General features: G+C 62.4%; 23 protein-coding genes. 14 read left to right on the top strand and 9 right to left on the bottom strand.

Annotated elements, in window-relative coordinates; genetic code table 11:
* The gene (locus JHL16_RS19010; protein ID WP_200186427.1) at window positions 1–1,827 is read left to right on the top strand and encodes a CocE/NonD family hydrolase; all 1,827 of its coding nucleotides are present in this window, start codon (window positions 1–3) and stop codon (window positions 1,825–1,827) included.
* 299 nt (window positions 1,828–2,126) lie between these two features.
* Window positions 2,127–3,293, top strand: a complete 1,167-nt coding sequence (locus JHL16_RS19005; protein WP_200186426.1) for an MFS transporter — start codon at window positions 2,127–2,129, stop codon at window positions 3,291–3,293.
* Here JHL16_RS19005 and JHL16_RS19000 read toward each other — a convergent pair.
* Together JHL16_RS19000 and JHL16_RS18995 are read right to left on the bottom strand one after the other, a co-directional pair.
* Window positions 3,274–3,993 (bottom strand): amino acid ABC transporter permease, encoded by a 720-nt coding sequence (locus JHL16_RS19000; RefSeq protein ID WP_200186425.1) that lies wholly within the window; start codon window positions 3,991–3,993, stop codon window positions 3,274–3,276. The two genes, JHL16_RS19005 and JHL16_RS19000, sit on opposite strands and share 20 nt — an antisense overlap.
* 72 nt (window positions 3,994–4,065) lie before the next feature.
* Window positions 4,066–4,929 carry a substrate-binding periplasmic protein gene (locus JHL16_RS18995; protein WP_200186424.1) on the bottom strand — a complete coding sequence of 288 codons (864 nt, stop codon included), beginning with the start codon at window positions 4,927–4,929 and terminating at the stop codon, window positions 4,066–4,068.
* A gap of 245 nt (window positions 4,930–5,174) precedes the next feature.
* On the opposite strand from JHL16_RS18995, the gene JHL16_RS18990 reads away from it, so the two are divergent.
* From JHL16_RS18990 to JHL16_RS18975, 4 genes are all read left to right on the top strand, one after another.
* Window positions 5,175–6,314, top strand: coding sequence for a mandelate racemase/muconate lactonizing enzyme family protein (locus tag JHL16_RS18990; RefSeq protein WP_200186423.1), 1,140 nt, complete (start codon window positions 5,175–5,177; stop codon window positions 6,312–6,314).
* Between the two features lies 1 nt (window position 6,315).
* The gene (locus JHL16_RS18985) at window positions 6,316–7,101 is read left to right on the top strand and encodes an SDR family NAD(P)-dependent oxidoreductase (protein WP_200186422.1); all 786 of its coding nucleotides are present in this window, start codon (window positions 6,316–6,318) and stop codon (window positions 7,099–7,101) included.
* A gap of 64 nt (window positions 7,102–7,165) precedes the next feature.
* Entirely contained in the window at window positions 7,166–7,915 is a 750-nt protein-coding gene (locus JHL16_RS18980; RefSeq protein ID WP_200186421.1) for an FCD domain-containing protein, read from the top strand.
* Window positions 7,908–8,696: an acetoacetate decarboxylase family protein gene (locus tag JHL16_RS18975; protein ID WP_200186420.1), complete on the top strand. Its 789-nt coding sequence runs from the start codon at window positions 7,908–7,910 to the stop codon at window positions 8,694–8,696. The genes JHL16_RS18980 and JHL16_RS18975 overlap by 8 nt, the downstream gene beginning before the upstream one ends.
* Before the next feature lie 124 nt (window positions 8,697–8,820).
* On the opposite strand, the gene JHL16_RS18970 is transcribed toward JHL16_RS18975, so the two are convergent.
* Genes JHL16_RS18970 through JHL16_RS18950 form a run of 5 tightly spaced genes read right to left on the bottom strand, consistent with a single transcriptional unit; the run spans window position 8,821 to window position 13,686 of the window.
* Entirely contained in the window at window positions 8,821–9,573 is a 753-nt protein-coding gene (locus JHL16_RS18970; protein WP_200186419.1) for an SDR family NAD(P)-dependent oxidoreductase, read from the bottom strand.
* Window positions 9,574–9,624: 51 nt separating this feature from the next.
* Window positions 9,625–10,725, bottom strand: a complete 1,101-nt coding sequence (locus JHL16_RS18965) for a zinc-binding dehydrogenase (RefSeq protein WP_200186418.1) — start codon at window positions 10,723–10,725, stop codon at window positions 9,625–9,627.
* Window positions 10,726–10,732: 7 nt separating this feature from the next.
* Window positions 10,733–11,506, bottom strand: coding sequence for an SDR family NAD(P)-dependent oxidoreductase (locus tag JHL16_RS18960; protein ID WP_200186417.1), 774 nt, complete (start codon window positions 11,504–11,506; stop codon window positions 10,733–10,735).
* Window positions 11,507–11,531: 25 nt separating this feature from the next.
* Complete coding sequence (locus JHL16_RS18955; protein ID WP_200186416.1) at window positions 11,532–12,236, bottom strand: FadR/GntR family transcriptional regulator; 705 nt, start codon at window positions 12,234–12,236, stop codon at window positions 11,532–11,534.
* Window positions 12,237–12,249: 13 nt separating this feature from the next.
* Window positions 12,250–13,686 carry an FAD-binding oxidoreductase gene (locus JHL16_RS18950; protein WP_200186415.1) on the bottom strand — a complete coding sequence of 479 codons (1,437 nt, stop codon included), beginning with the start codon at window positions 13,684–13,686 and terminating at the stop codon, window positions 12,250–12,252.
* 129 nt (window positions 13,687–13,815) lie between these two features.
* Here JHL16_RS18950 and JHL16_RS18945 point away from each other — a divergent pair, with 129 nt between their 5' ends.
* From JHL16_RS18945 to JHL16_RS18915, 7 genes are all read left to right on the top strand, one after another.
* A complete protein-coding gene (locus tag JHL16_RS18945) occupies window positions 13,816–14,817 on the top strand; it encodes an amidohydrolase family protein (protein ID WP_200186414.1) in 1,002 nt (333 codons plus the stop codon).
* 4 nt (window positions 14,818–14,821) lie between these two features.
* A complete protein-coding gene (locus JHL16_RS18940; protein ID WP_200186413.1) occupies window positions 14,822–15,577 on the top strand; it encodes an iron-sulfur cluster assembly protein in 756 nt (251 codons plus the stop codon).
* Entirely contained in the window at window positions 15,578–15,994 is a 417-nt protein-coding gene (gloA, locus tag JHL16_RS18935; RefSeq protein ID WP_200186412.1) for a lactoylglutathione lyase, read from the top strand. It abuts the gene before it with no gap.
* Between the two features lie 92 nt (window positions 15,995–16,086).
* A complete protein-coding gene (locus JHL16_RS18930; RefSeq protein WP_200186411.1) occupies window positions 16,087–17,613 on the top strand; it encodes an ABC transporter substrate-binding protein in 1,527 nt (508 codons plus the stop codon).
* Window positions 17,614–17,692: 79 nt separating this feature from the next.
* A complete protein-coding gene (locus tag JHL16_RS18925; protein ID WP_200186410.1) occupies window positions 17,693–18,595 on the top strand; it encodes a carbohydrate ABC transporter permease in 903 nt (300 codons plus the stop codon).
* Between the two features lie 3 nt (window positions 18,596–18,598).
* Window positions 18,599–19,429, top strand: a complete 831-nt coding sequence (locus JHL16_RS18920; RefSeq protein WP_200186409.1) for a carbohydrate ABC transporter permease — start codon at window positions 18,599–18,601, stop codon at window positions 19,427–19,429.
* 14 nt (window positions 19,430–19,443) lie between these two features.
* A complete protein-coding gene (locus JHL16_RS18915; protein ID WP_200186408.1) occupies window positions 19,444–20,496 on the top strand; it encodes an ABC transporter ATP-binding protein in 1,053 nt (350 codons plus the stop codon).
* 8 nt (window positions 20,497–20,504) lie between these two features.
* Here JHL16_RS18915 and JHL16_RS18910 read toward each other — a convergent pair whose 3' ends face one another.
* Both JHL16_RS18910 and JHL16_RS18905 read right to left on the bottom strand, forming a co-directional pair.
* Window positions 20,505–21,230, bottom strand: coding sequence for a trypsin-like peptidase domain-containing protein (locus tag JHL16_RS18910; RefSeq protein ID WP_200186407.1), 726 nt, complete (start codon window positions 21,228–21,230; stop codon window positions 20,505–20,507).
* Between the two features lie 101 nt (window positions 21,231–21,331).
* On the bottom strand, window positions 21,332–21,733 hold the full coding sequence (locus tag JHL16_RS18905) for a hypothetical protein (RefSeq protein WP_200186406.1): 402 nt from the start codon (window positions 21,731–21,733) through the stop codon (window positions 21,332–21,334).
* 110 nt (window positions 21,734–21,843) lie between these two features.
* On the opposite strand from JHL16_RS18905, the gene JHL16_RS18900 reads away from it, so the two are divergent.
* Window positions 21,844–22,590, top strand: a complete 747-nt coding sequence (locus tag JHL16_RS18900; RefSeq protein WP_200186405.1) for an MBL fold metallo-hydrolase — start codon at window positions 21,844–21,846, stop codon at window positions 22,588–22,590.
* The last annotated feature ends 37 nt before the right edge of the window (window positions 22,591–22,627 follow it).

The following is a 22,627-nucleotide window of genomic DNA, read 5'->3' as shown; positions in this document are numbered from 1 at the left end:
ATGGACAGGTTCCGCGCCGCGCTCGCCGGCGAGATCAGCACACCGGCGGTTTATCCGGTGGAGGCGATCCGTCAGGAAACCCAATTCGTCAGCATGCGCGACGGGGTCAGGCTCGCGGCGCATCTGCATCTGCCGCCCAAGCTGCCGGCGCCGGTCATCGCGGTGCGCAGCCCCTATGGCCGCGCGCGTTATGCCGAGATCTCCATGGCGCTGGCGCAGCGCGGTTATGTGGTGATCTGCCAGGATGTGCGCGGCACCGGCGACAGCGAGCCGGACAGCTGGGACTTCTATGTCCATGAGGGCGAGGACAGCAACGATTTCGTCGACTGGGTGGCCGGGCAATCCTGGTGCGACGGCTTCATCGGCGCGATGGGCGGCTCCTATGACGGCGGCACGCAATTCGGCATGGCGACCAACCCAAAGATGACCGCCACGATGCCGGAAGTCGCGGGCCTCGGCATCGCGCCCAGCCATGGCGTGCGCTTCCATATGTTCCTCAACGCCTATTCGCGCACCGTCGGCAAAGGCAAGGACAAGGTCAATGTCGACCGCGCTCTGCTCGAGGCGCAAATGAGGGACGAGACCTGGGCGACCGGCTATTTCAACGACCCCTTGCATTCACCCTTGCCGGATAACGTCAAAGCGCGTTTCCCGCAGCTCGAGATGCTGTCGGAATCGCAGCGCTGGGACTGGCTGTGGAAGCATTATAACAGCCTCGATCCGGACGGGCGGGTGCGCTTCCTGAAAGAGGCGCTCGGTGAGGAGACCATCACCTTTGTCAGCACCACCAAGCTCAATCCGCTTTTCGGCCCGGCCGTCGATCCCGATGCGCTGATGCTGCCGCGCGCCGGCGTGGCTGAGCTCTGTGCCGGCATCCATACGCCGGCTCTGATGGTGACGGGCTGGTATGACTGGTGCCTCGGCGATGCGCTCGAAAGTTTTACGCAACTGACGCGGAAAGGTACCGCACAAGCGCGCGCGAGCCGGATCCTGATCACGCCCAGCGCCCATAATGTGCCGGGCTATCACGAAGGCGAGGCCGAGCATGTCGCCTTGCGGCGCACGTATCGCTCGGGTGAGAATCTCGAATTGCTGCTCCATTGGTATGGATCGATCAGAGAAGGCAAGGCGCGGGAAATTCCCCCCGTCACTTATTATCTGATGGGCGCCAATGAATGGCGCACGGCCGAAGCCTGGCCGCCACCGGAAGCTCAGGAGAGGCGCCTCTATCTCGGGGCGGAGGGACGGCTCGTCGATGATCCGCCTGCGTCATCGGCCGCCGACTTTTACACGTTTGATCCCGACGATCCGACTCCAACGCTCGGCGGCAGCATCCTGTCGGCGGTCTATCGCGCCGGCAGCGTCGATATCTCGGAGGTTCAGCAGCGCGGCGATGTCGTCACCTATACGAGCGACGTCTTGACCCACGATCTCGATGTGGTGGGGCCGTTGCGGCTCATCCTTTATGCCAGCTCATCGGCGCCCGAGACGGATCTTTACGGACGACTCAGCGACGTGTTTCCGGACGGCCGCGCCATCCAGCTGCAGAATGGCGTGCTGCGCACCCGTTACCGGCCGCTCGCCAAAGGCGAGACGGCGCTGCTCGAGCCGGGCCGCGTCTATTGTTTCGAGATCGACATGTGGGCGACGGCCAATCGCTTCGCCACCGGCCATCGTCTGCGGCTCGACATCTCCTCGGCCGACTTCCCCAAATTCGAACGCAACCGCAATCGCGGCGGCAGTCCGGGACTGTCGGTCAAGGCGACACAGACGATCTTCCACGATGCCGAGCGTCCATCGCATCTGATTGTTCCGGTGATCGGCTAGCTCTTTCTCTCTCCGATTTTCCGCCTCTCCCGTCCGCAGGATGGGAGAGGGTGCCCGACAGGGCGGGTGAGGGCTCTTCGTCGACAAGGAAGAGCCCTCATCCGGCCTTCGGCCACCTTCTCCCATTGCTTCGCAACGGGCGAAGGGGAAACTTGGGAGAACTGTCCGCTTTCATAATCTCATGTGCGATATTGCGTAGTTTCATGATCTGGATATACAAGCGGTCGCCGATCTGAACCGCATCCTGTCTCTGCGCAATGTCGCGCGAGTGCGCCAATGGCACGAGGCAAATTACCCCGATGACGCAACCGCAGAATAACGGCCTGGGCTCAGTCCTGATCCTGGCGCTCGGCACCTTCGCCGTCGGCACCGACGCTTTCATCGTGTCGGCCTTTCTGCCGTCCATGGCGAAAGGACTTGGTGTCACGACCGCCATGGCTGGCCAGTCGGTAACAGTCTTCGCGCTGGCTTATGCGCTGCTCGCCCCGATCATCGCCACCTTCACCGCGAGCATGCCACGCCGCCGGCTGCTGATCGCGGCGCTTTTCCTGCTCGGCCTCGCCAATATCGGCTCGGCTTTGGCGCCGAGCTTCGCCATCCTGATCGTAACGCGCATCCTGGCCGCTGCGGCTGCGGCGGCCTATACGCCCAATGCCGGCGCCGCGGCCGCCCAGCTGGTCGGGCCCGAGCAGCGCGGCCGGGCACTTGCCATCGTCATCGGCGGGCTGTCGGCCTCGATGGCACTCGGCGTGCCGCTCGGCCATGTGGCGAGCACGCTCTTCGACTGGCGGAGCGCATTGGCGCTGGTCGGTCTCGTCGCTTTCGCCGCGATGATCGGCGTCGCCTTGCGGATGCCGCATCTTGCCGGCGCGGTTCGTGTTAGCCTCAGCGGCCGCCTCGCTCTCCTCACGCAGCCGCGGGTGATGATCGTGCTGCCGCTCACCGTGCTCGGCATGATGGCTACCTATGTGCCTTATGCTTTCACGCTGCCGATGCTGGAGGCGCTGTTCATTCCCTCAGGCGCGGTCACGGCCATGCTGCTCTGCTATGGCTTCGGCGCGGTCGCCGGCAATTATGTTTCCGGCATGCTGACCGATCGGGCCAGCCCCTTTGTCGTCCTGATCGGCGCCTATCTACTGCTCACGGTGAGCTTCGGCGCCTTATGGTCGTTGAGTCTCGTCGAGACCGCGAGTCACATTGTTCTTGTCGGCCTCCTCGTCATCGGCTGGGGTGCCGCCAGCTGGTCGCAGACGCCGCCGCAGCAATTGCGCCTGATCGCCGCCGCACCCGACCAGGCGCCGGTGGTGATCGCGCTCAACTCCTCCGCGATCTATGCCGGCGTCGGACTCGGCTCGGCGGTCGGCGGCGCCACGATCGGGCATGGCGCCCAAGCGACGCTCGCCGCGGGACTGTGCGTGGCGGTTCTGGCGCTCGCTTATGCGATCATCACGCGGCGGTCGGCGTAGGGCTCGCGGCTGCCTGCTGCATCTTCTTGTCGTCGCGCGAGCGCTGGCCTTTGCGGATATGCTCCTCGAGCACCCGGACCGCGAGGCCGGAAGGATAGCAGACGGCGAAATAGAGAAGCGCGGTCACCGTATAGACGGTGAAATATTGGAAGTTCCTCGCCGAGATGATCTGGCCTGAGAACATCAGCTCCTGCACCGTCACGACGGAGGCGAGCGACGTGTCCTTGAACAGCGAGATCAGATAATTGGCGAGAGTGGGTAGGATGGCACGCGTTGCCTGCGGCAGCACAACCTTGCGGAAGGCGAGCCAACGCGACAGGCCGAGGCTCAAGGCTGCCTCGGTCTGGCCCTTGGCGATCGACTGGATGCCGCCCCGGAATACTTCGCTCAGATAAGCGGAATAATGCAGCGTGAGGCCGGTGATGGCGGCGACGAGCGGGTTGAGCTTGATGCCGGCGGTCGGCAGCACATAATAAATGTAGATCAGCTGCAGGATCAGCGGCGTGGCGCGCATGAATTCGACGAAGATGTTAGCGGGCCAGCGGAACAGGCGCTTGGCCGAAAGACGCGCCAGTGCCAGCGGGATCGCCAGCATGCTCGCCAGCACCATGGTGACGACGGTCAGGAAGATGGTGAGGCCGAGGCCGCGCAGGAAGACGTGCCAATAGTCACGGATGACATCGAAATTCAGCAGATCCATAGCGATTCTCCGGCCTGAAAAAGATTGAGCGGGCGATATGGATCACCCGCTCATCCAATGGTGCCACAAGCTTTATTTGTTGTTGAGCGGGAAGAAGAAGAGATTGGCGTCGTTGAAGCCGTATTTCTTCAGGACCGCCGACACTTCGCCATTGCCCCGCACTTCGGCGATGCCGGCGCTGACCGCGGCGCGGAGCGAGCAGTCTTCCTTACGGAAGCCGGCGCGCACATAGCCGTAGCCATATTCGAAGATCAGCTCGTCCGGCACCTTGATGCCGCCCAGCAGCTCGAGCGGCGACTCCTTGTTGGCGGCGAGGAAGAGATTGATCTTGGTGTCGTCATCGACGATGGCGCTCACCCGGCCGGTGGCGACCGCGCTGAACTGCTCGGCATCGGTCTGGAAGGGGACGACCTCGGCGCCGATCTTGCGCAGATATTCGTCCGCAGCCGAGCCGGCGATGGCGCCGATCGACTTGCCCTTCAGATCGTCATAGGATTTGATCCCGTCGGGATTGCCCTTCTTCACCATGATGGCGGGGCCATACCAATAGGCCGGGCCGCCGAAGGAGATGACCTTCTTGCGGTCGGGCGTGATGTGCAGCGCCGTCACCACGTCGATGCGCTTGGCGATCAGCGCCGGGATGAGCTGGCCGAAGGGCATCACTTCATATTTGAGCTTGTCAAGGCCCGCCCATTTATAGGCCGCCTCGTTGATCTCGACCTCGAGGCCCTCCGCCTTCTGGGTGTCGGGATTGATCGAGGTGAAGGGCGGGGACGGCGAGATGCCGATGGTGAGGCCTTCGGTCTTGGCCTTCTCATAAGAGGCATCGCCGCAAGCTTCGATCGACGGCGAAGCTTCGTGCTTGAACTCCTGGGCATGGGCTGCGGCCCCACCCAGAGCGACGGTAAACGCCAAAACAGCAACGGATAGTTTCATACTTTTCTCCCTGGTGAGTGATTTCTGATGTCGTCACTTTCCGTGCAGCTTGCAGGTTCTCGGCGTGAGTGCAAGCATGTCCGAAATAGCGGAATGCAGTCCGGGAAAGGTCTCCGGGTGTATTCTTTTGACTTGCGCCTTTATTGGTAAGCTTTGTACAATGGCCTGACCAATTCAGCAGGTTCTCCGCCGGACCGCAAGAAAATTTGTTGAAAAAATCTTGAGAAAAGGAACCTGTGGGATTCATGACGCGTGATACGACCATCGAGCGCATCGAAAGCTGGGCCGTCGACCTGCCCTTGCCGGGCACTCTCTCTTTCGGCGCCTTCACCGTCACGGCGCGCCAATATGCGGCGGTGCGCATCGTCACCAAAGGCGGCCTCGTCGCCGATTGTCTCGGCCATACCAGGCGCTCGCCCGTCGATGTGGCGATCTCTGATCTCCTGGCCCCCAAGCTCGTCGGCAAGGATGCGCTCGACACGGCGGCGCGCCTCGACGAGATGGCGCTGGTGAGCCGCGCCACCGACGAAGACGGTGTCATCGGCCGCGCCCGTTCGCTCATCGATGTCTGCCTCTGGGATCTGAAGGCGCAGGCGCGCGGCGTGCCGCTGTGGAAGCTGCTTGGCGGAAGCCCGCGCGCATTGCGCGTGGCGCTGGTCGAGGGGTATCGGATGGGCGGCGAGAGCGAGGACGACATCGCCAGGCGCCTGATCGCTCGCGCGCAAGAGGGCTATCGCTTCTTCAAGCTCGAAGCCGCGCATTACGGTGCGGCTGAACCGGTGCGCAGGATTCTCGCGCATGTCCGCGCGACGGTGCCTGATGCCGAATTCAGCTGCGACCTCGCCTGGTCCTGGCGCACCGCGCGGCAAGGCCTCGAAGCGGCGGAAGCCTGGCGCAACCTCGGCATCGCCTGGATCGAAGATCCGATGGCGCGGACCCGCATCGTCGAGATCGGCGTCCTCACCCGCCAGTCGCCGGTGCCAGTCGGCGTCGGTGACGAATGCACGCGCGCCCTCGATCTCGAAGCGCTGATGGACAATGGGGCGGTCGATGTCGTGCGCGTCGATGCGACGACGATCGGCGGCGTCGATGCGGCGCTCGGCCTTGCCGCCAAGGCGGCGGCGCGGAGCTTACGCGTCTCCTATCACGTCAATCCGGAAGTGCATCGCCATCTGGCGCTCGCCAATGAATTCGCCGACCACATCGAGATCTTTCCGGCCGACCGCCCCTTCGACTGCTCGCATATGCTGATCGAAAGGCCGGCTTTTGCAGATATAAAAAACGGGTATCTCGATGTGGCCGAGGCACCGGGTACCGGCCTCAAGCTGAAGGACGAGGCGCTGAAACGCCATGCCTACCGCCATGCCGTCCAGACGAGCACCTGACATGAGCAGCAAAACCAGATCCGTTCTCATCACCGGGGCCGCGCGCGGCATCGGCTGGGCCAGCGCCGAACTGTTTGTCGAGAAGGGCTGGAAGGTCACCCTCGGCGATGTCGATGTCGCCGAAGCCAGGAAGCGCGCCGTCGCCTATCCCGATCATATGCTGGCGCTGCCGCTCGACGTCACCGATCAGGCCTCCGTCGATGCCGCCTTCGCAAGCCATCTCGCGCAATGGGGCGGGCTCTATGCGCTCATCAACAATGCCGGCATCCAGCGCCATGCGCCGCTCGCCGAATTGACTTTCGAGAACTGGAAAGCGGTGCTCGACATCAATCTCAATGGCTCCTTCCGCTGCCTGCAGGCGGCGGCGAAGATCATGCTGCCGCAAGGGTCGGGGGCGATCGTCAATCTTGCTTCGGTCGCGGCGACGCGCGGAGCGGCCGGGCGGGCGCCTTATGCGGCGTCCAAGGCCGCCATCGTGTCGCTCACCAAGACGGCAGCGGTCGAATGGGCGGCGCGGGGCCTGCGTGTCAACGCCGTGGCGCCCGGCTATGTCGAGACCGATCTCGTACGTAATGTCATCAAGGAGGGGCGCCTCGATGTCGGGCCGATCCTCGAGCGCACGCCGCAGCGCCGTCTCGCCGATCCGGTCGAAATCGCCAAGGCCATCCATTTCCTGTGCTCGGATGAAGCATCTTACGTGAACGGCCATGTCTTCCATGTCGATGGCGGCTTCGAGGCCGATTATGGCGTGCCGTTCTTTCCACCGAAGCCGGCGGGCCAATCATGACAAGAAGATGTAACTGGTCTATCACTCGCCTTAAGGGTGAAGGATAAAAAGGGGTTTGAAAAGCGTGGGTGAGGACAAACAGGAGCGGCCGTCGCTGGACGACATGGCGCCGATCGAGCGTGTATCGGTCGCCGAGCAGGTGGCGCGCAATCTGCTGGACCTGATCCGCACCGGCAGTGTCAGGCCCGGCCAGCAATTGCCGACCGAGCGTGAGCTCGCCGCCACTTTGCAAGTGTCGCGCCCTTCGGTGCGCGAGGCGGTGCGCGGCCTGCAGATCCTGGGCGTGCTCCGGGCACGCCAGGGCGGCGGGCTCTTCGTCACCTCACTCAAGGCCGCCGAGATCCTGGCGCCCTTGCAGATGCTGATCACCTTGTCGGCGGATAATTTCGAATCGCTGCATGAATCACGCGTCGTGGTGGAAGGCGCCATTGGACGCCTGCTCGCCCAGAAGATAACGTCGGCCACCACGGTACGCCTGCGCAAGATGGTCGAGATCCAGAAGGGCCTCACCGGCAATCCGGTGGCCTTCCGCGTCTCCGACATGGAGTTCCACCGCACGCTGGGCGCCGCCCTCGACAACCCCTTTCTCGAGCGCATTTCGGAATCGCTTTATGTGCTGGGCTTCGAATACCGCAAGATCGCCTGGGAAACGTCGGGCGTGCTGGCGCGCTCGGTGAAGGACCATGAAGAGATCGTGACGGCGCTCGAAGCCAAGGATCCTGAGCGGATCGCAGCCGCCATGGTCCGCCACATGCGCAGCGTGCACGAGACGACGAAAGCGGCGATGACGAAGAAGGCTAAGAAAAATGACTGACTGGAAAGTCCAGACGGCGAACCGTCTGACGCTGGAGCAATTGCTGGCCGATGGATTCTCGACGCCCTTCGATGCGCCGACCGTGCCGGCTTTCCCGTTCACCTTCCGCAATGCCGAAGTGATGACGCTCGCCTGGCGCAGCGACAAGGACGCCATCCAGCGTATCCTGCCGCCGCCGCTCGAAGCCGCATCCGATGTCGTGCTCGCTCATATCTACAAGATGAACGACACGGAATGGCTGGGACCTTATTTCGAAAGCAACGTCATGGTCGGCTGCCGCTACAAGGATACGGCCGGCGGCTATTCGCCCTATCTGTTCCTGTCGTCCGATGGCGGCGTGGTGCATGGCCGTGAAGTGCATGGCCAGCCGAAGAAGCTCGGCCGTCCCCATCTCGAGGCGCGCGGCGATGCCTGGGTCGGGACCATCGAGCGCAACGGCATCGACGTGCTCACCGGCACCATGGCCTATAAGCAGCAGCGCTCGGACATCAGGCGGCTCGCCGAGTATTTCGATTTCGCGCTCAACATCAATCTCAAGGCGATCAATCATATCGACGGTACGCCGGCGATCCGGCAGCTGACCGCTCGCCGGCTCGGCGCGCTTACCGTGCATGAATGCTGGTCGGGGCCGTGCACGGTGGAGCTCAGGCCCAATGTGCAGGCGCCCGTCTATCGCCTGCCGGTCCGTGAGATGCTCGAAGGCTTCTGGTGGCGCGCCGACTTCACCCTCGTCGCCGGCCATGTGCTGCATGATTATTTGGCTTCTCCGCCCTCACCCTGAGGTGCGAGCGAAGCGAGCCTCGAAGGGTGTGTTGCAGCATTCTCGCTCCATCCTGGTGGATGCTTCGAGGCTTCGCCTACGGCGAAGCACCTCAGCATGAGGGTTTGAGAGAGTCGGCTATTGCCTACAGCCCCGGCAATCCCACGCGCTCGCGGAATCCCGCATCCCTGATATTGACCTCACCGCCCGCGAGATCATCGGCAGCACCTGACAGCAGGTAGGCCGTGGCGCGCGCCGGCTCCTCGGGCGGGCGCAGCGCGGTCCTGGGCAGGCGGCTCACTTCATTGATGCCGGAGGCGCGGATGGTCGCCTGCATGCCGGTATCGAAAACACCGGGCAGGAGACCAAAGGCGAAAACATTCTCCTGCGCGTATTCCAGTCCGGTCGCGCGCGTCAGCATCGCGAGGCCGGCCTTGCTGGCGCAATAGGCATTCCATCCTTCGAGCGGCTGATGCGCGGCGCCGCTCGATATGTTGACGATGCGCCGCTTCGCTGATCTGTCGCCTTGCGCCAGGAAAGCACGGGTGAAGCGGTAAGGTGCCACGAGATTGATGGCGATGGCCGCTTCCCATTGCGCCGGATCCGAATCGGCGATGCGGGCGATCGGATCGACGACGCCGGCATTATTGACGAGCCCATCGACCTTGCCCCAGCGTGCGACGCCGGCGGCGAGCGCGGCTTCGGCGGCATCGGGCGCCGTGACGTCTTTCGTCACGATCACGGCCTTGGCGCCGAACTCCTTTGCGAGCATCGAAGCCGAAGCCTCTGAGCGCACCACCAGCACGACATGACCGCCTCTATCGATGAGATCTTTGGCGACGGCCTTGCCCAGGCCCTTGCCGGCGCCGGTGATGATGGTGACGGATTCTTCGGTCATGCCGCCTCGTCTAGGCAAGAGACGGCACTCTGTCAATTGGCCTGACCAATCTCAGAGACTCATATCGAAGACCACCTTGGTCGACCCCGTCGCGGTGCGCACCAGCTCGATGCCGTGCTGATAGTCGGCGAGCGCCAGCCGGTGGGTGATGATCTCGTCCATCGGCAGGAGGCTGTCTTCCAGCATCTTGATGGCGCGCGGATAACAATAGGGACTCAGATGGGCGCCGCGAATGGTGAGCTCCTTGCGGTCGCCGATGATCGTCCAGTCGACCGAAACCGGCTCGACCAGGACGCTGAACTCGACGAAGGTGCCGAGCTTGCGGATCATCTCGAGGCCCTGGCCGACGCCCGCCGGGCTGCCGGTCGCCTCGATATAGACGTCGCAGCCATAGCCCTCGGTCAGCTCCTTCACCTTGGCAATGACATCGACGGTCCTCGGGTTCAGCGCCAGATCGGCGCCCGACCGCAGGGCGCTGGCGAGCCGCGTCTCGTGCAGATCGATGGCGATGATACGTTTGGGGCCTTTCAGTTTCGCGGCGGCGACCATACCGAGCCCCAATGGCCCGCAGCCGGCGATGACGACCGTGTCGTCCGGCTGGATATTGCCTTGATCGACCGCATGGATGGAGCAGGCGAGGGGCTCGATGAAGGCGGCGTGATCGAGGCGCAGCGACTTCGGTACCTTGTAGTTCAGCGCCTTGGCCGGAAACAGCATGTAATCGGCCCAGGCGCCCGGCGTGTTCTGGCGGAAGCCATAGACATCGTTGATGTCGCACATCCAGTGCTGGCCGTTCTTGCAGAAGCGGCATTGCTCACACGGCACGATCTGCTCGGAGATCACATGATCGCCGACCGCCAGGCCATATTTCTCGGCCGAGCCGTCGCCGAGCCGCACCACTTCCGCGATGAATTCATGGCCGGCGGTGATCGGCGGCTGGCAATAACCGCCGGGCTTGTCGTTGGTGCCCCAGAACATCGGCGCACCCAGATAACATTTGAGATCGCTGGCGCAAATGCCGGCGAAATGGATCCTGGCCAGGACCTCGCCCGGTCCCGGCACCGGGACGGGGATTTCTTCCAGGCGGTAGTCTTTCGGACCATGACAGACGATCGCGCGCATGGTGGCGGGCAGCGGAGACACTGTCGACATCTTCTTTCTACCAGCTCGTATAGCCGCCATCGGCGGCGACGATCGAGCCGGTGAGCAGGCTCGCCGCTTCCGAGGCGAGGAACAGCACGACGGAGGCGATCTCTTCCGGCTCGCCCACCCGCTTCATCGGGGTCTGGTCGATCCATTCGGCGAACATCGGCTTGTTCTCGCGCGCGAAGTGGAGCAGCGGCGTGTTGATGTAAGTCGGCGCTACCGCATTGACGCGCACGCCGCGCGTCGCCCATTCGGCGGCGAGCGAGCGGGTCAGATGATGCACGCCGGCCTTGGCGGCGTTGTAATGGGCCTGCTGCTGCGGCCGGTTGACGATCGTGCCCGACATCGAGCCGATATTGACGATAGCACCCGACTGCTTCTCCAGCATGTAGCGCCCGAAGCTGCGGCAGCAGCGGAAGACGCCGGTGAGGTTGAGATCGATCATGCGCAGCCAGTCCTGATCACTCATCTCTTCGGCTGGAATACCGGCCTGGGCGATGCCGGCATTGCAAACGAGGATGTCGGCGCTGCGCCCCGCTCCGGCAAGCTCGTCGGCGATGCGGTCGATGGAGGCGCTGTCGGTGACGTCGAGGGCGCGTATTTCCACATTATGCCCGCGTTCGGCCAGCGCCTTGCGCGCGCTCTCGCAGCGTTCTCTGTCGATGTCGGTGACGATCACCCGGGCATGCGCGTCGCACAAGGCTTCGGCGCAAGCGAGGCCGATGCCCTGACCGGCGCCGGTCACCACAGCGGTCTTGCCGGTGAGGTCGAATTTCTTGAGATACATTCCTGCTTCCCCCGAAGAATGCCGGTCAGGCCGGCGATTGAATGCCGATGCGGGTCGCCGCATTGGTGAGATGGGTCGCCATGGCGAGCTTGGCGGCTGCCGGATCGCGGGCGCCGATGGCGACCAGAATGGCGCGATGCTCCTGCAACGTGACGGCGTTCACTTCCTTGATGTCCGACATGGTGCGCGTCAGCTTGATGCTTTCCTTCAGATGTTCGGCGATGAACATGATGGTCGCCAGCATGAAGCCGTTGCCGGTGGCGCCGGCAATGGCGCGGTGGAATTCGATGTCGTGCTCGACGCCGTCCTTGCCCCAGTCCATGCTGCGCTCCATGTCGTCGAAGGCGCGCTGGATCGCCTGCAGGTCCTCCTCGGTGCGGCGCAGCGCCGCGAGCTCGGCGGCGCGCACTTCAAGCGCGGCGCGCAATTCGAACAGGCTCTGATGGCGGTCGGGTGAGCGCAGGCTCGCATCGAGGCGCAAAGTCGGCGTCGGCGAGGTGGCGACGAAGGCGCCGATGCCCTGGCGCGACTCGATGATGCCCTCATTGCGCAGGCGGGCGATGCCTTCGCGCACCACATTGCGGCTCACCCCGAAATTTTCGGCCAGGACCTGCTCGGGTGGCAGTCTCTCGCCCGGCGCCAGCCGGCCTTCGGCAATCTCCTGCTTGATCATGTCGGCGATGCGGTCAGGGAGCGGCGCGCGACTGAGCTGGCGGGGCTTGATGGACATTTGTCGTTCCGGCCTATGAAAGAATGCGTCCGGGGTTCATGATGTTCCGCGGATCGAGTGTCTGCTTCAATGTCTGCATCAGGCGGCGCGGCACATCTTCGAGACGCGCCTCGAAAGCGTGGCGTTTGGCGAGTCCGATGCCGTGCTCGGCGCTGATACTGCCGCCGAACTCGTCTACGATGGTGAAGAGCTCGTCTTCTATCTTGTGGATGAGCGGGGCGAATTCTTCCGGCGTCATGTTCATCGGGCGGATCACGTTGAAATGCAGATTGCCGTCGCCGACATGGCCGTAGGGCAGGCAGCGGGCGCCGGGCACCAGGGCCTCGACCGCTTCGGTGCCGCGCTCGATGAAACGGGCGACGGCGGAGATCGCCGTCGAGATGTCGGTGCGCAGATAGGCGCCGAAACGCGCCTGGCTCTCGACGATGCCTTCGCGCAGGGCCCAGATCTCGGCGACCTGCGCCTGGTTCTGGGCAATCACGCCGTCGAGAACGAGGCCTTCTTCCATGAGCGTCGCCAGATAGGTGTCGAGCCAGGGCTTGATCGCAGGCCCGCCGGACGCCGAGAGCTCGACGATCGCATAGGCCGGATAGATCGCCGACAAAGGATTGCGGATATTGGGCTCGGTGGCGCAGACGAGCTCGATCGAGGGCGCGCCCATCAGTTCGAAGCCGGAAATGAGATCGCCTGAATCGGTCCGGATGCGGCGGAACAACTCGATGACCGCCGGGGTCGAGGAAGTGGCGAGAAACAGTGTCTCCACCTGGGTCGGCTTCGGCACGATCTTGACGGCGGCGGCCGTGACCACGCCCAGCGTTCCTTCCGCGCCGATGAACATCTGCTTCAGGTCGTAGCCCGTATTGTTCTTATGGAGCCCCCGCAGGTCGCGATATACTTGCCCGTCCGGCAGAACCACTTCAAGCCCCATCACCAGCGCGCGTGTCATGCCATAACGCACCACATTGATGCCGCCGGCATTGGTGGAGATGGCGCCGCCGATCTGGCAACTGCCCTGCGAGCCGATGGACAGCGGAAAATAGGCGCCGGCCTTGTCGACCGCCTCTTTGAGATCGGCGAGGACGCAACCCGCCTCGACGATGGCGACGCCGTTTACGGGATCGATCTCGCGCACCTTGTTCATCAATTCCAGGCTGAGCACGACCTCATTGCCCGAAGCTGTGGGCGTGCCGCCGGCGACGAGGCCGGTATGGCCGCCTTGCGGGACGAGAGGAACTCCATGGGTGTGACACCAGCGGATGGTGGCGGCGACATCCTCGATCCCGCGCGCCCTGACCACGGCGAGCGCCAGTCCCCGATGGTCGCCGGTCCAGTCATTATTATAGCGGCCGAGATTGTCGCCGCTGACGATCTGCCTCTCGCCGACCGCTGCGGCCAGGGATGCGAGCAGACTGGCGCGGTCGCTTGCCGCGCTCTCTGAAACACTCAGCATCCGGCCTCCCACAATGACTGTTGACACCGCTTATATCGTCTTATACGGTTGTCCAACATTAGGACGATAGGATGTCCAACGCAAGCCGGAAATAAGCATAAAACTCCGGAAACGCCTTAGGGAGGAGCCATGTACGTCACGAAATCGGGCGAGAAGATCTTCGTCATCGATGCGCATGTGCATGTGTGGGACGCGCGCCCGGAGAACCGGCGCAACCGCTATGGCCAGACCTTCATCGACACATTCTATGGCGCCCATGTCGGCATGACGCCGCCCGACCAGCGCTGGGACCAAAACCGCTTCAACTATTACGGCGCCGAGGGCGCGGCGAAGGACCTCTTCGAGGACGGCTATTGCGACATGGCGGTGATGCTGCCGGTCTATCTCAAGGACTTCTATATCAACGGCTTCAACACCACGAAGCTCTGCTCGACGCTGAAGGATCTTCATCCCGACAAAGTCGTGCTCAATGGCCGCTGCGATCCGCGCGAGGGCCAGATGGGTCTCGACAAGCTCGAGGAGGATTTCGCCACCTATGGCTTCAAGGGCGTCAAGCTCTACACCGCCGAATGGAACGGCGTGTCGCGCGGCTACTCTTTGAAGGACGATTTCGTCGCCCCCTATATCGAGAAATGCCGGTCGCTCGGCATCACCAACATCCATATCCACAAGGGGCCGACGACGCATCCGCTCGATTACGACGCCTTCGATGTGCGCGACGTCGATCGGGTCGCGACCATGTTCCCCGATCTGAATTTCATCGTGGATCATTGCGGCATGCCGCGCATCGACGATTTCTGCTTCATCGCGGGGCAGGAGCCCAATGTCTATGGTGGGCTGGCGCTCATTCCGTCCTATATCCATGCGCGGCCGAAATACTTCACCCGCATGTTGTGCGATCTTCTCTTTTATGTCGGCCCCGACCGGCTGCTCTTCGGCTCCGATTACGCGATCACCAGCCCGAAATGGATCATCGAGAAGTTCATGGACTTCTCCTTCGACGAGGAGACCGCGCGGGAAGCCGGCACGCAGGTCACTCTCGACGTGAAGCGCAAAATCCTCGGCCTCAACTGCGCCAAGCTCTATGGCATCGAGGTGCCGGCCGAGTTCCAGATCAAGACCGCGGCCTGACGCCATGGCGAGCGTCCTCTCCGATATGACGCGCGATGCGGAGGTCCAGGCGGCCATCGCAGCGGTGCGCGATCCCGAGATCGACGAGACGGTCGCGGCGCTCAATTTCATCGTCGGCACGAAGATCGACGGCGACAGCGTCACCGTCACGCTGCGCCTGCCGACCTTCTGGTGCCCGGCCAATTTCGTCTTCCTGATGGGCGGCGACATTCGCGATGCCGTATTGGCGCTGCCCTGGGTGCGGAATTTCAAATTCGAGCTCGTCGATCATTTCGCGGCCGACGAGATCAGCCGCGGCATCAGCGAGCGGCAGTCCTTCGCGCAAGTCTTTCCGCGCCATGCCGAGAACGATCTCGGCGATCTCCGTCTCGCCTTCGACAAGAAAGCCTTTCTGATGCGGCAGGAAGCGCTTGTCGATTTCATGCGCCGGGCGGGTTTCGGCGACGAATTCCTGATCCGGATGAGCGTCGCCGAGCTCGATGGGCTTGCCGACGCCCAGGGCGGTGAGCTCAAGACACTCGCGGGCGACTATCTGGCGAAGCGGCGAGGCATCGGTCTTGCCAATGACGATCTCGCTTTCACGACGGCCGAGGGCGAGGCGATCGATGCCGGAGCACTGCCCCGGCATCTGCGCCATGCCCGCAAGGTGACGATGAGCGCACAATCAAACGGCGAGATGTGCCGCATCCTCATGGCCGCCCGTCATTCGGGCGCGGCTTGCGCGGCGCACGGCTTTCACAGCGAAAAAGGAAACAGCTAGATGGATGGATCCAAGTTCCAGTTGATGCACACGATGCTGCGCGTCAAGGATCTCGACAAATCGATCGACTTCTATACGCGCCTGCTCGGCATGAAGCTCCTGCGGCGCAATGAATTTCCGGAGGGCAAGTTCACGCTCGCTTTCGTCGGCTATGGTCCGGAGCAGTCCAATGCGGTGATCGAGCTCACCTATAATTGGGACAAGCCGGAAGGCTACGAGCTCGGCACCGCTTACGGCCATATCGCGCTCGGCGTGCGCGACATCCATGGCGTCTGCAAAGGCCTCGAGGCCGAGGGCGCCAGGATCCCGCGCAAGCCGGGGCCGATGATGCACGGCACCACCCATATCGCCTTCATTGAGGATCCGGACGGCTACAAGGTCGAGCTGATCGACCTCGATACGATGACATACGCTTAAAAATCAGAGCGCTTCCCGCCAAAGTTGTTCGACTTTGGCGACAAGGAAACGCTCCAATCAATGCCAACTGCGTTTGTACTGGGAGGAAGACAATGAAGCGTGACACCAAAGAGATGATGAATGCCTTCGGGAAAGCCATGGCGAGCCGCCTCGGCTTCCTCGAGGAAGTGTCGACGAGCCGGCGCGAATTCCTGCGCAATTCGAGCCTGATGGCGGCGGGGTTCGCCGCGGCCAGCATGGGCGGTGCGGTGATCGCGCCGCGCATCGCGCGCGCCGAAGGCTGGACACTCGCCGAGGCCGCCAAACCCTATGCCGGCGCCACGGTCCGCGTGTCGAACCTCGCCGGCTATCCGCATAACGATTTCATGCGGCCGCTCATTGCCGATTTCGAGAAGGAAACCGGCATCAAGATCCAGATCGATACGGTGCAATATGGCGAAGCAGTGGGCAAGCATATGCAGCTCCTCGCCACCGGATCGGACGAATATGACCTGTTCAACATCGATTCCATCTGGTTCCCGGGTTATGCGCCCTATATGGAGCCGCTGACCGGCTTCATGGCGGATGCGAAGCTGATGGATCCGAGCTTCGATTACGCCGATCTCTCGGAAGAGTGCCAGAAGACCAACTCCTATCTCGACCAGGTCTACATGTTCTCCAACATGTACACTTTCCCGATCCTCGCCTACCGCAGGGATTGGTATGCCGAGTCCAATCTCAAGGCGCCGGTGACCTGGAAGGAGCTCTATGACCAGGCCGCCCAGTTCAGCAAGGACGGCAAATACGGCTATGTGATCCATGGCCTCAGGACCGCCATGATGGAGATGGTGACCATTCCCTATCTGTCGATGGGCGGCACCGTGTTCGACGACTACCTGCATCCGACCTTCTCGCAGCCGCCGGAGAATTTCGAGAAGGCCAAGCAGGCGATGCAGCTCATCCGCGACATCTACCAGAACAAGCTGACGCCGCCGGGCTCGCTCGATTTCGAGCTGGGCGAGGCGTCGGCCGCCTATGCGCAGGGCAATATCGCGATGAACCTGAACTGGGCGATCATCTTCGCGGTGCAGGAGGACGCCAAGCAGTCCAAGGTCGCGGGCAAAAACGCCTATGCCTGGGCGCCGACCGGCTATGACACGCCGGCGCCCAATGGCGAGGTGACCGGCGGCTATACCCGCCTCGCGAGCTTCGGCCTGTCGATCTCCAAGACGTCGAAGAACAAGGAAGCGGCCTATCTCTTCTCACAGTGGCTGTCGTCGCCCGCGATCCAGGAGAAGATCGTGGTGGCCGGCGACTCGGCGCCCTCGCGCATCAAGCTGCTCGAGAAATACACCGACAAGTACGGCCATTTCCCGATCCTGCTCGAGGCGACCAAGCTGGTCGGCAAGAAACTCTGGGATGCGCCGAAGATCGCCAATGAAAGGCAGTGGGAAGATACCGTCGCCATCGCCTTCCAGGACTGCATGATCGGCAAGATCGGTGTCGAGGAGGCGATCGTGAAGGCCGACAAGGACGTCGCCAAGCTGATGCGCCAATACGGCTTCTACAAGGGCGACAACGAATATCCGAAGTCGGTCACCTCCAACTTCAAGGGCACGGCCAAGGTCGAGCTCCTCTGATCTCCTGAAACCAGAGAAGTCCGGTGCCGGTATGGCGCCGGACTTTCCTTCCTTGCCGCCGCGAACCGGGTCTTTCAGAATGTCTGGCGCCGAAATCTATCGAGCACCTTTGCTGCGCCGGCTCCGGCCGCTGCTCTTCCTGTCGCCGACCCTTCTGATCCTGCTGTCGATCACACTGTTTCCGCTCGTCTATTCGCTCTATCTCGCAAGCCACACGGTGATCCTGACCAATCCGATGCTGTCCGGCTGGTCGCTCACCGACAATCTGCGGGAAGTCTTCATCGAAAGCCCGGAATATTGGGAGTCCATGCTGACCACCCTCATTCTGGTGGTCGCGGTGGTGACGCTCGAATTCGTGCTCGGGCTGATGCTCGCTTATTTCTTCTTCAGCAACTTCCGCGGCCGCAATCTCATCTTCCCGTTCTTCCTGATGCCGATGATGCTCACCCCCGTGGTGGTCGGCACCATCTGGCGTTTCCTCTTCAACGGCGAGTTCGGCCTCATCGCCGGCCTCCTGAAGGCCGTAGGCGTCGAGAATTACTCGATCCTGAACCAGCCCTCGACGGCGCTGGTCGGCATCGTCATTGCCGATGTCTGGCAATGGACGCCCTTCATGCTGCTGCTGCTGCTCGCCGGCATGCGCGCATTGCCGCGTTCGCCCTTCGAGGCCGCGCAGGTCGACGGCGCCAACGCCTTCCAGATCTTCCGCGACATCATGCTGCCGATGATGAAGCCGATCATCATCATCGCGGTCCTGATGCGCACCATCGATGCGTTCAACCGCATGTTCGACATCATCTACATCATGACCAATGGCGGGCCGGGACGCGCCAGCGAGACCCTCGCCGTCATGGCCTTCCGCCAGTCCTTCGAATATTTCTTCATGCATCAGGGCGCGATCGTGGCGCTGTCCATGCTGGTGATCATCACCATCATGGTCAAGATCCTGAACCGCTTCATCGCCGGCAGGAAGGGGGCCTGAGCCATGTCGCCCAAGAGCCGCCTCTACTGGATCGTCTGCTACGGCATCCTCGCTCTCTACGGCGCCTTCACGCTGCTGCCTATCCTCTATCTGGCGGTATCGTCCTTCAAGACGCAGCAGCAGATCTATGACGGCATCGCCGCCACTTTCTGGTTCACGCCGACGCTCGACTCGTACCGCTTCATCTTCGAGACCAAGCCGATCCTGCAGATGCTGACCAATACGCTGATCGTGTCGGTGGGCAGCACCGTCTTCTCGCTGTTCTTCGGCACCATCGCGGCCTATGGGCTGGCGCGCTACAATTTCCGCGGCCGTGATGATCTCGCCTTCTATATCCTGTCGATCCGCATGTTTCCGCCAATCGTGGCCGCTCTGCCGATCTTCATGATCTTCAACGGGCTCAACCTGCTCGACACCAAGACCGGGCTCATCATCGCCTATACGACCTTCAACCTGCCTTTCGTGGTGTGGATGATGACCGGCTTCATCAAGGCGGTGCCGGTGCAGCTCGAGGAGGCGGCGATGGTCGACGGGCAGTCGCATCTCGGCGCCATCTGGGACATTTTGGTGCCGGTGCTGCGCCCCTCGATCTTTGCCGTGGCGATCTTCTGCATCATCTTCTCGTGGAACGAGTTCCTCTTCGCGCTGATCCTCACCAAGTCGCAGGCCAAGACACTGCCGGTGGCGATTCCCGAATTCATCACCTGGACCGAGGTCGGCTGGAACTATGTCGCCGCCGCCGGCATGGTCCTGGTCGCGCCGGTCCTCGTCTTCTCGTTTCTCGCCCAACGTTACATGGTCCGCGGCATGTCGATGGGCGCCATCAAGGATTAGGGAGCAACTGGGGCATGGCCAGTATCGAGGTCAAGAATCTGAAGAAGAAGTTCGGTGAAGTGAAGGTCATCGAAGACTTCTCGCTCACCGTGAAGGATCGTGAGTTCATCAGCCTGCTCGGCCCATCGGGCTGCGGCAAGTCGACGATCCTGCGCATCGTCGCGGGGCTGGAAGAGCTCACCAGCGGCAATATCCTGATCGGCGGCAAGGTGGTGACGCCGCTCGAGCCCAAGGACCGGGACATCGCCATGGTGTTCCAGAATTATGCGCTCTATCCGCACAAGACCATCTTCGAGAACCTGGCCTATGGCCTGCGCATCCGCAAGAAAAGCGAGACCGAGATCACGGCGCGGGTAAAGGAAGTGGCGAGCCTCCTGCAGATCGAGCAATTGCTCGAAAGGCGGCCGGCCCAGCTGTCGGGCGGCCAGCAGCAGCGCGTGGCGATGGGGCGGGCCATCATGCGCGAGCCGCAGGCTTTCCTGTTCGACGAGCCACTATCCAATCTTGATGCCAAGCTCAGGAACCATATGCGGGTGGAAATCCGCCAGCTGCAGCAGCGCCTCGGCATCACAACGCTTTATGTGACGCATGACCAGGTCGAGGCGATGACCATGTCCGACCGCATCGTCGTGCTCAATCAGGGCGATATCGAGCAGATCGGCCGGCCGCTCGAGATCTATGAGAAGCCGGCAAGCCTGTTCGTCGCCAATTTCATCGGCTCTCCGGCGATGAATCTCATCAAGGTGAAGACGGACGCGGGCAATGTGGTGCTCCCTTCGGGCAGCCCTGTTGCGGCCGGTCGGACCCTGCCGTCAGGCGAGATCACGCTCGGCATCAGGCCCGAGCGTATCAAGCTTTCCGGCAATAAAGGCGCCCAGTCCTTGCCTTACCGGATCACGCTGGTGGAAGAGCTCGGCTCGCAGAAAATCGTCCATGGCAATATCGAGGGCACCGACCTCACCGTGGTCTTCCCCGAGGATACCGCGCTGCCGGGCGAGGCGGCCTTTGTCGATCTGCCGCTGAACTACCTGCATTTCTTCGACGCCCGGAGCGGCAAGAGGCTCTGATCCAGTCCCTATCCCTTGTAGGCAATGAAGACGGTGAATTTTTTCGCTTTGTCGGCAACCGCCGGTAAATCGAGCGCGGCGGTCTCGCTGCTCATCTCATAGGGAATGGAGTGGGCGTCGAGGAAATTCATGCCGACATTGGCCTTGATCGAGAAATTGACGTTTTGCGGCAGGCTGCCGCTCGCCTCCGCGGCAGCGAGATCGTTGAGCTTGCCGCTCACGATGCCCGCCACGGCGCCCTGCATGTCGAGCAAGGGACCACCGCTATTGCCGGGCTGAACCGGAGCCGAGATCTGTAAGAGGCGGACATCGTCGGTGACGCCCGCGAGCGAGCTCACATTGCCGCTGACGATGTTGCCCGAGGCGCTGAGCATGCCGGTCAGGGGAAAGCCATAGGTCGCGATGGTCTCGCCGGCGCGCAATGAGCGGGCGCGGAAGCGCGCGATCTCGTCAGGCGCCGGGACAGCGTCGATCTTGAGGACGGCGAGATCGTTGATGACGTCCTTGCGCAGGACCGTGGCGGGCTGCGCGGTGTCGCCGGTGCGCGAGACGGTGATCGTGCTGCATCTGTCGACCACGTGTTGATTGGTCAGGACATGTCCCTTGTCGGAGACGATGAAGCCGGTGCCGGCGCTGTCGCGCGGCGTGCTCTCGGCAACTTGCGGCGCTTTGGCGGGTTTGGTTTTGACGGCAGTCTTGTTGTTGGGCCTGGCGCGCGGCTTTTCCGTGACCACGCCGTTCTCCGCGGCAAGGTTAACCTCCACGCACTGCGCCAGTGTAGTCAGCATGCGCGCTGTGCCGTCGAGTCGAAAGCTGTACTCGCCTTGTGGTATACTTATGTCCAGGATCCGGCTGCGTCGGAACAGCCTGACATGAGCTGCGTCGTCCGCCACATTCCAATAGAAAGGCCGACCTCTTCATGGGCCCAGACATTCGTCGTAAACCACTGTCCCTCATCAAAACGATAAGCGAGACGGAATACCCCCGTGGGCATACGCCAGTTATCGTTACTGAAACCCAAGCCCCATCTAAAGTCGCGATAGACAATGACATGGAGGTTTACGTTGCTCTTGTAACTGCCCCAAGCCATGCAATTGGCCAGCTTGCCAGTGCCGGCATCGGCATAGACGGCCGCATCCCAGCCTGCGACCTCAAAGTCTTTCAGTTTGACCAGCTCGGCAGCTGCTGTGTTCCAGCCCAGCAAAACTGCTAAGAGTCCGAGGATCAGCCGTCCCATTTGCGCTCTATCCCTGGGTAAGAAGATAGCGAAGAAGCCGGTGTGAGGCAAATCAAACACCGAAATTGCTGCCGTTTTGCAATGTAACGTAGTGAAGACGAGGAAAAGACATGAAACTGCGGCTCTTCCGCAACGCCACGCTCAAGCTCGATTATGCCGGTCATACGGTCCTTATCGATCCCTATCTGGCGCCGAAACACAGCCTGCCGTCCTTCACCGGCCGGTCGCCCAATCCGATGGTCGAGCTCACCAGCCCGATCGAGGAGATTCTCGACGGCGTCGAGCTGGTGGTGGTGTCGCATCTCCATACCGATCATTTCGACAGCGTCGCCAAGGAGCGGGTACCGAAGGACCTGCCGCTCATCTGCCAGCCGGGCGATGAGAGAACCATTCTCGAAGCGGGCTTCACCGACGTGCGGCCGCTGCTCGACGTGATCGACTGGAAGGGGCTCGTCTTCACCCGCCGCGAAGGCAGCCATGGTCTGGGTCCGGTGGTCGAGAAAATGGGCCCGGTGATGGGCTTCACGCTCGCCGCGCAGGACGAGCCGAAAATCTATTGGGCCGGCGACACGGTGCTCTATCCGCCGGTCACCCGCGCCATCGCCGAGACGAGGCCCGATATCGTCGTCACCCATTCCTGCGGTGCCAAATGGGACGGCGATCTCATCGTCATGGATGCCGAGCAGACGATGGCCACGGTCGACCTCGCGGCCAGCGCAACGATCGTCGCTGTCCATATGGAGGCGCTCGATCATGCGACCACGACGCGCGCCGATCTCCGCGCCGCCGCGAAAGCCCGTGGACTTGGGACAGGGCGCCTACGCATCCCGGAGGACGGCGAGACGCTCGAACTCTGAAGTGGAGGGCCGCGCGGGGGTGCATTGCTTAGGCCCT

This window comes from Taklimakanibacter albus (assembly GCF_016595235.1).
Taxonomy (GTDB): domain Bacteria; phylum Pseudomonadota; class Alphaproteobacteria; order Rhizobiales; family Aestuariivirgaceae; genus Taklimakanibacter; species Taklimakanibacter albus.
The sequence above is the reverse complement of the archived record's forward strand: the minus strand, read 5'-3'. Positions and strand labels throughout refer to the sequence as shown.

Bases quoted from the DNA above. Each gene is read 5' to 3' on its own strand.
- JHL16_RS19010 (WP_200186427.1), top strand. From the start codon at position 1: ATGGACAGGTTCCGCGCCGCGCTCGCCGGCGAGATCAGCACACCGGCG.
- JHL16_RS19005 (WP_200186426.1), top strand. From the start codon at position 2,127: ATGACGCAACCGCAGAATAACGGCCTGGGCTCAGTCCTGATCCTGGCG.
- JHL16_RS19000 (WP_200186425.1), bottom strand. From the start codon at position 3,993: ATGGATCTGCTGAATTTCGATGTCATCCGTGACTATTGGCACGTCTTC.
- JHL16_RS18995 (WP_200186424.1), bottom strand. From the start codon at position 4,929: ATGAAACTATCCGTTGCTGTTTTGGCGTTTACCGTCGCTCTGGGTGGG.
- JHL16_RS18990 (WP_200186423.1), top strand. From the start codon at position 5,175: ATGACGCGTGATACGACCATCGAGCGCATCGAAAGCTGGGCCGTCGAC.
- JHL16_RS18985 (WP_200186422.1), top strand. From the start codon at position 6,316: ATGAGCAGCAAAACCAGATCCGTTCTCATCACCGGGGCCGCGCGCGGC.
- JHL16_RS18975 (WP_200186420.1), top strand. From the start codon at position 7,908: ATGACTGACTGGAAAGTCCAGACGGCGAACCGTCTGACGCTGGAGCAA.
- JHL16_RS18970 (WP_200186419.1), bottom strand. From the start codon at position 9,573: ATGACCGAAGAATCCGTCACCATCATCACCGGCGCCGGCAAGGGCCTG.
- JHL16_RS18965 (WP_200186418.1), bottom strand. From the start codon at position 10,725: ATGTCGACAGTGTCTCCGCTGCCCGCCACCATGCGCGCGATCGTCTGT.
- JHL16_RS18960 (WP_200186417.1), bottom strand. From the start codon at position 11,506: ATGTATCTCAAGAAATTCGACCTCACCGGCAAGACCGCTGTGGTGACC.
- JHL16_RS18955 (WP_200186416.1), bottom strand. From the start codon at position 12,236: ATGTCCATCAAGCCCCGCCAGCTCAGTCGCGCGCCGCTCCCTGACCGC.
- JHL16_RS18950 (WP_200186415.1), bottom strand. From the start codon at position 13,686: ATGCTGAGTGTTTCAGAGAGCGCGGCAAGCGACCGCGCCAGTCTGCTC.
- JHL16_RS18945 (WP_200186414.1), top strand. From the start codon at position 13,816: ATGTACGTCACGAAATCGGGCGAGAAGATCTTCGTCATCGATGCGCAT.
- JHL16_RS18940 (WP_200186413.1), top strand. From the start codon at position 14,822: ATGGCGAGCGTCCTCTCCGATATGACGCGCGATGCGGAGGTCCAGGCG.
- gloA (WP_200186412.1), top strand. From the start codon at position 15,578: ATGGATGGATCCAAGTTCCAGTTGATGCACACGATGCTGCGCGTCAAG.
- JHL16_RS18930 (WP_200186411.1), top strand. From the start codon at position 16,087: ATGAAGCGTGACACCAAAGAGATGATGAATGCCTTCGGGAAAGCCATG.
- JHL16_RS18925 (WP_200186410.1), top strand. From the start codon at position 17,693: ATGTCTGGCGCCGAAATCTATCGAGCACCTTTGCTGCGCCGGCTCCGG.
- JHL16_RS18920 (WP_200186409.1), top strand. From the start codon at position 18,599: ATGTCGCCCAAGAGCCGCCTCTACTGGATCGTCTGCTACGGCATCCTC.
- JHL16_RS18915 (WP_200186408.1), top strand. From the start codon at position 19,444: ATGGCCAGTATCGAGGTCAAGAATCTGAAGAAGAAGTTCGGTGAAGTG.
- JHL16_RS18905 (WP_200186406.1), bottom strand. From the start codon at position 21,733: ATGGGACGGCTGATCCTCGGACTCTTAGCAGTTTTGCTGGGCTGGAAC.
- JHL16_RS18900 (WP_200186405.1), top strand. From the start codon at position 21,844: ATGAAACTGCGGCTCTTCCGCAACGCCACGCTCAAGCTCGATTATGCC.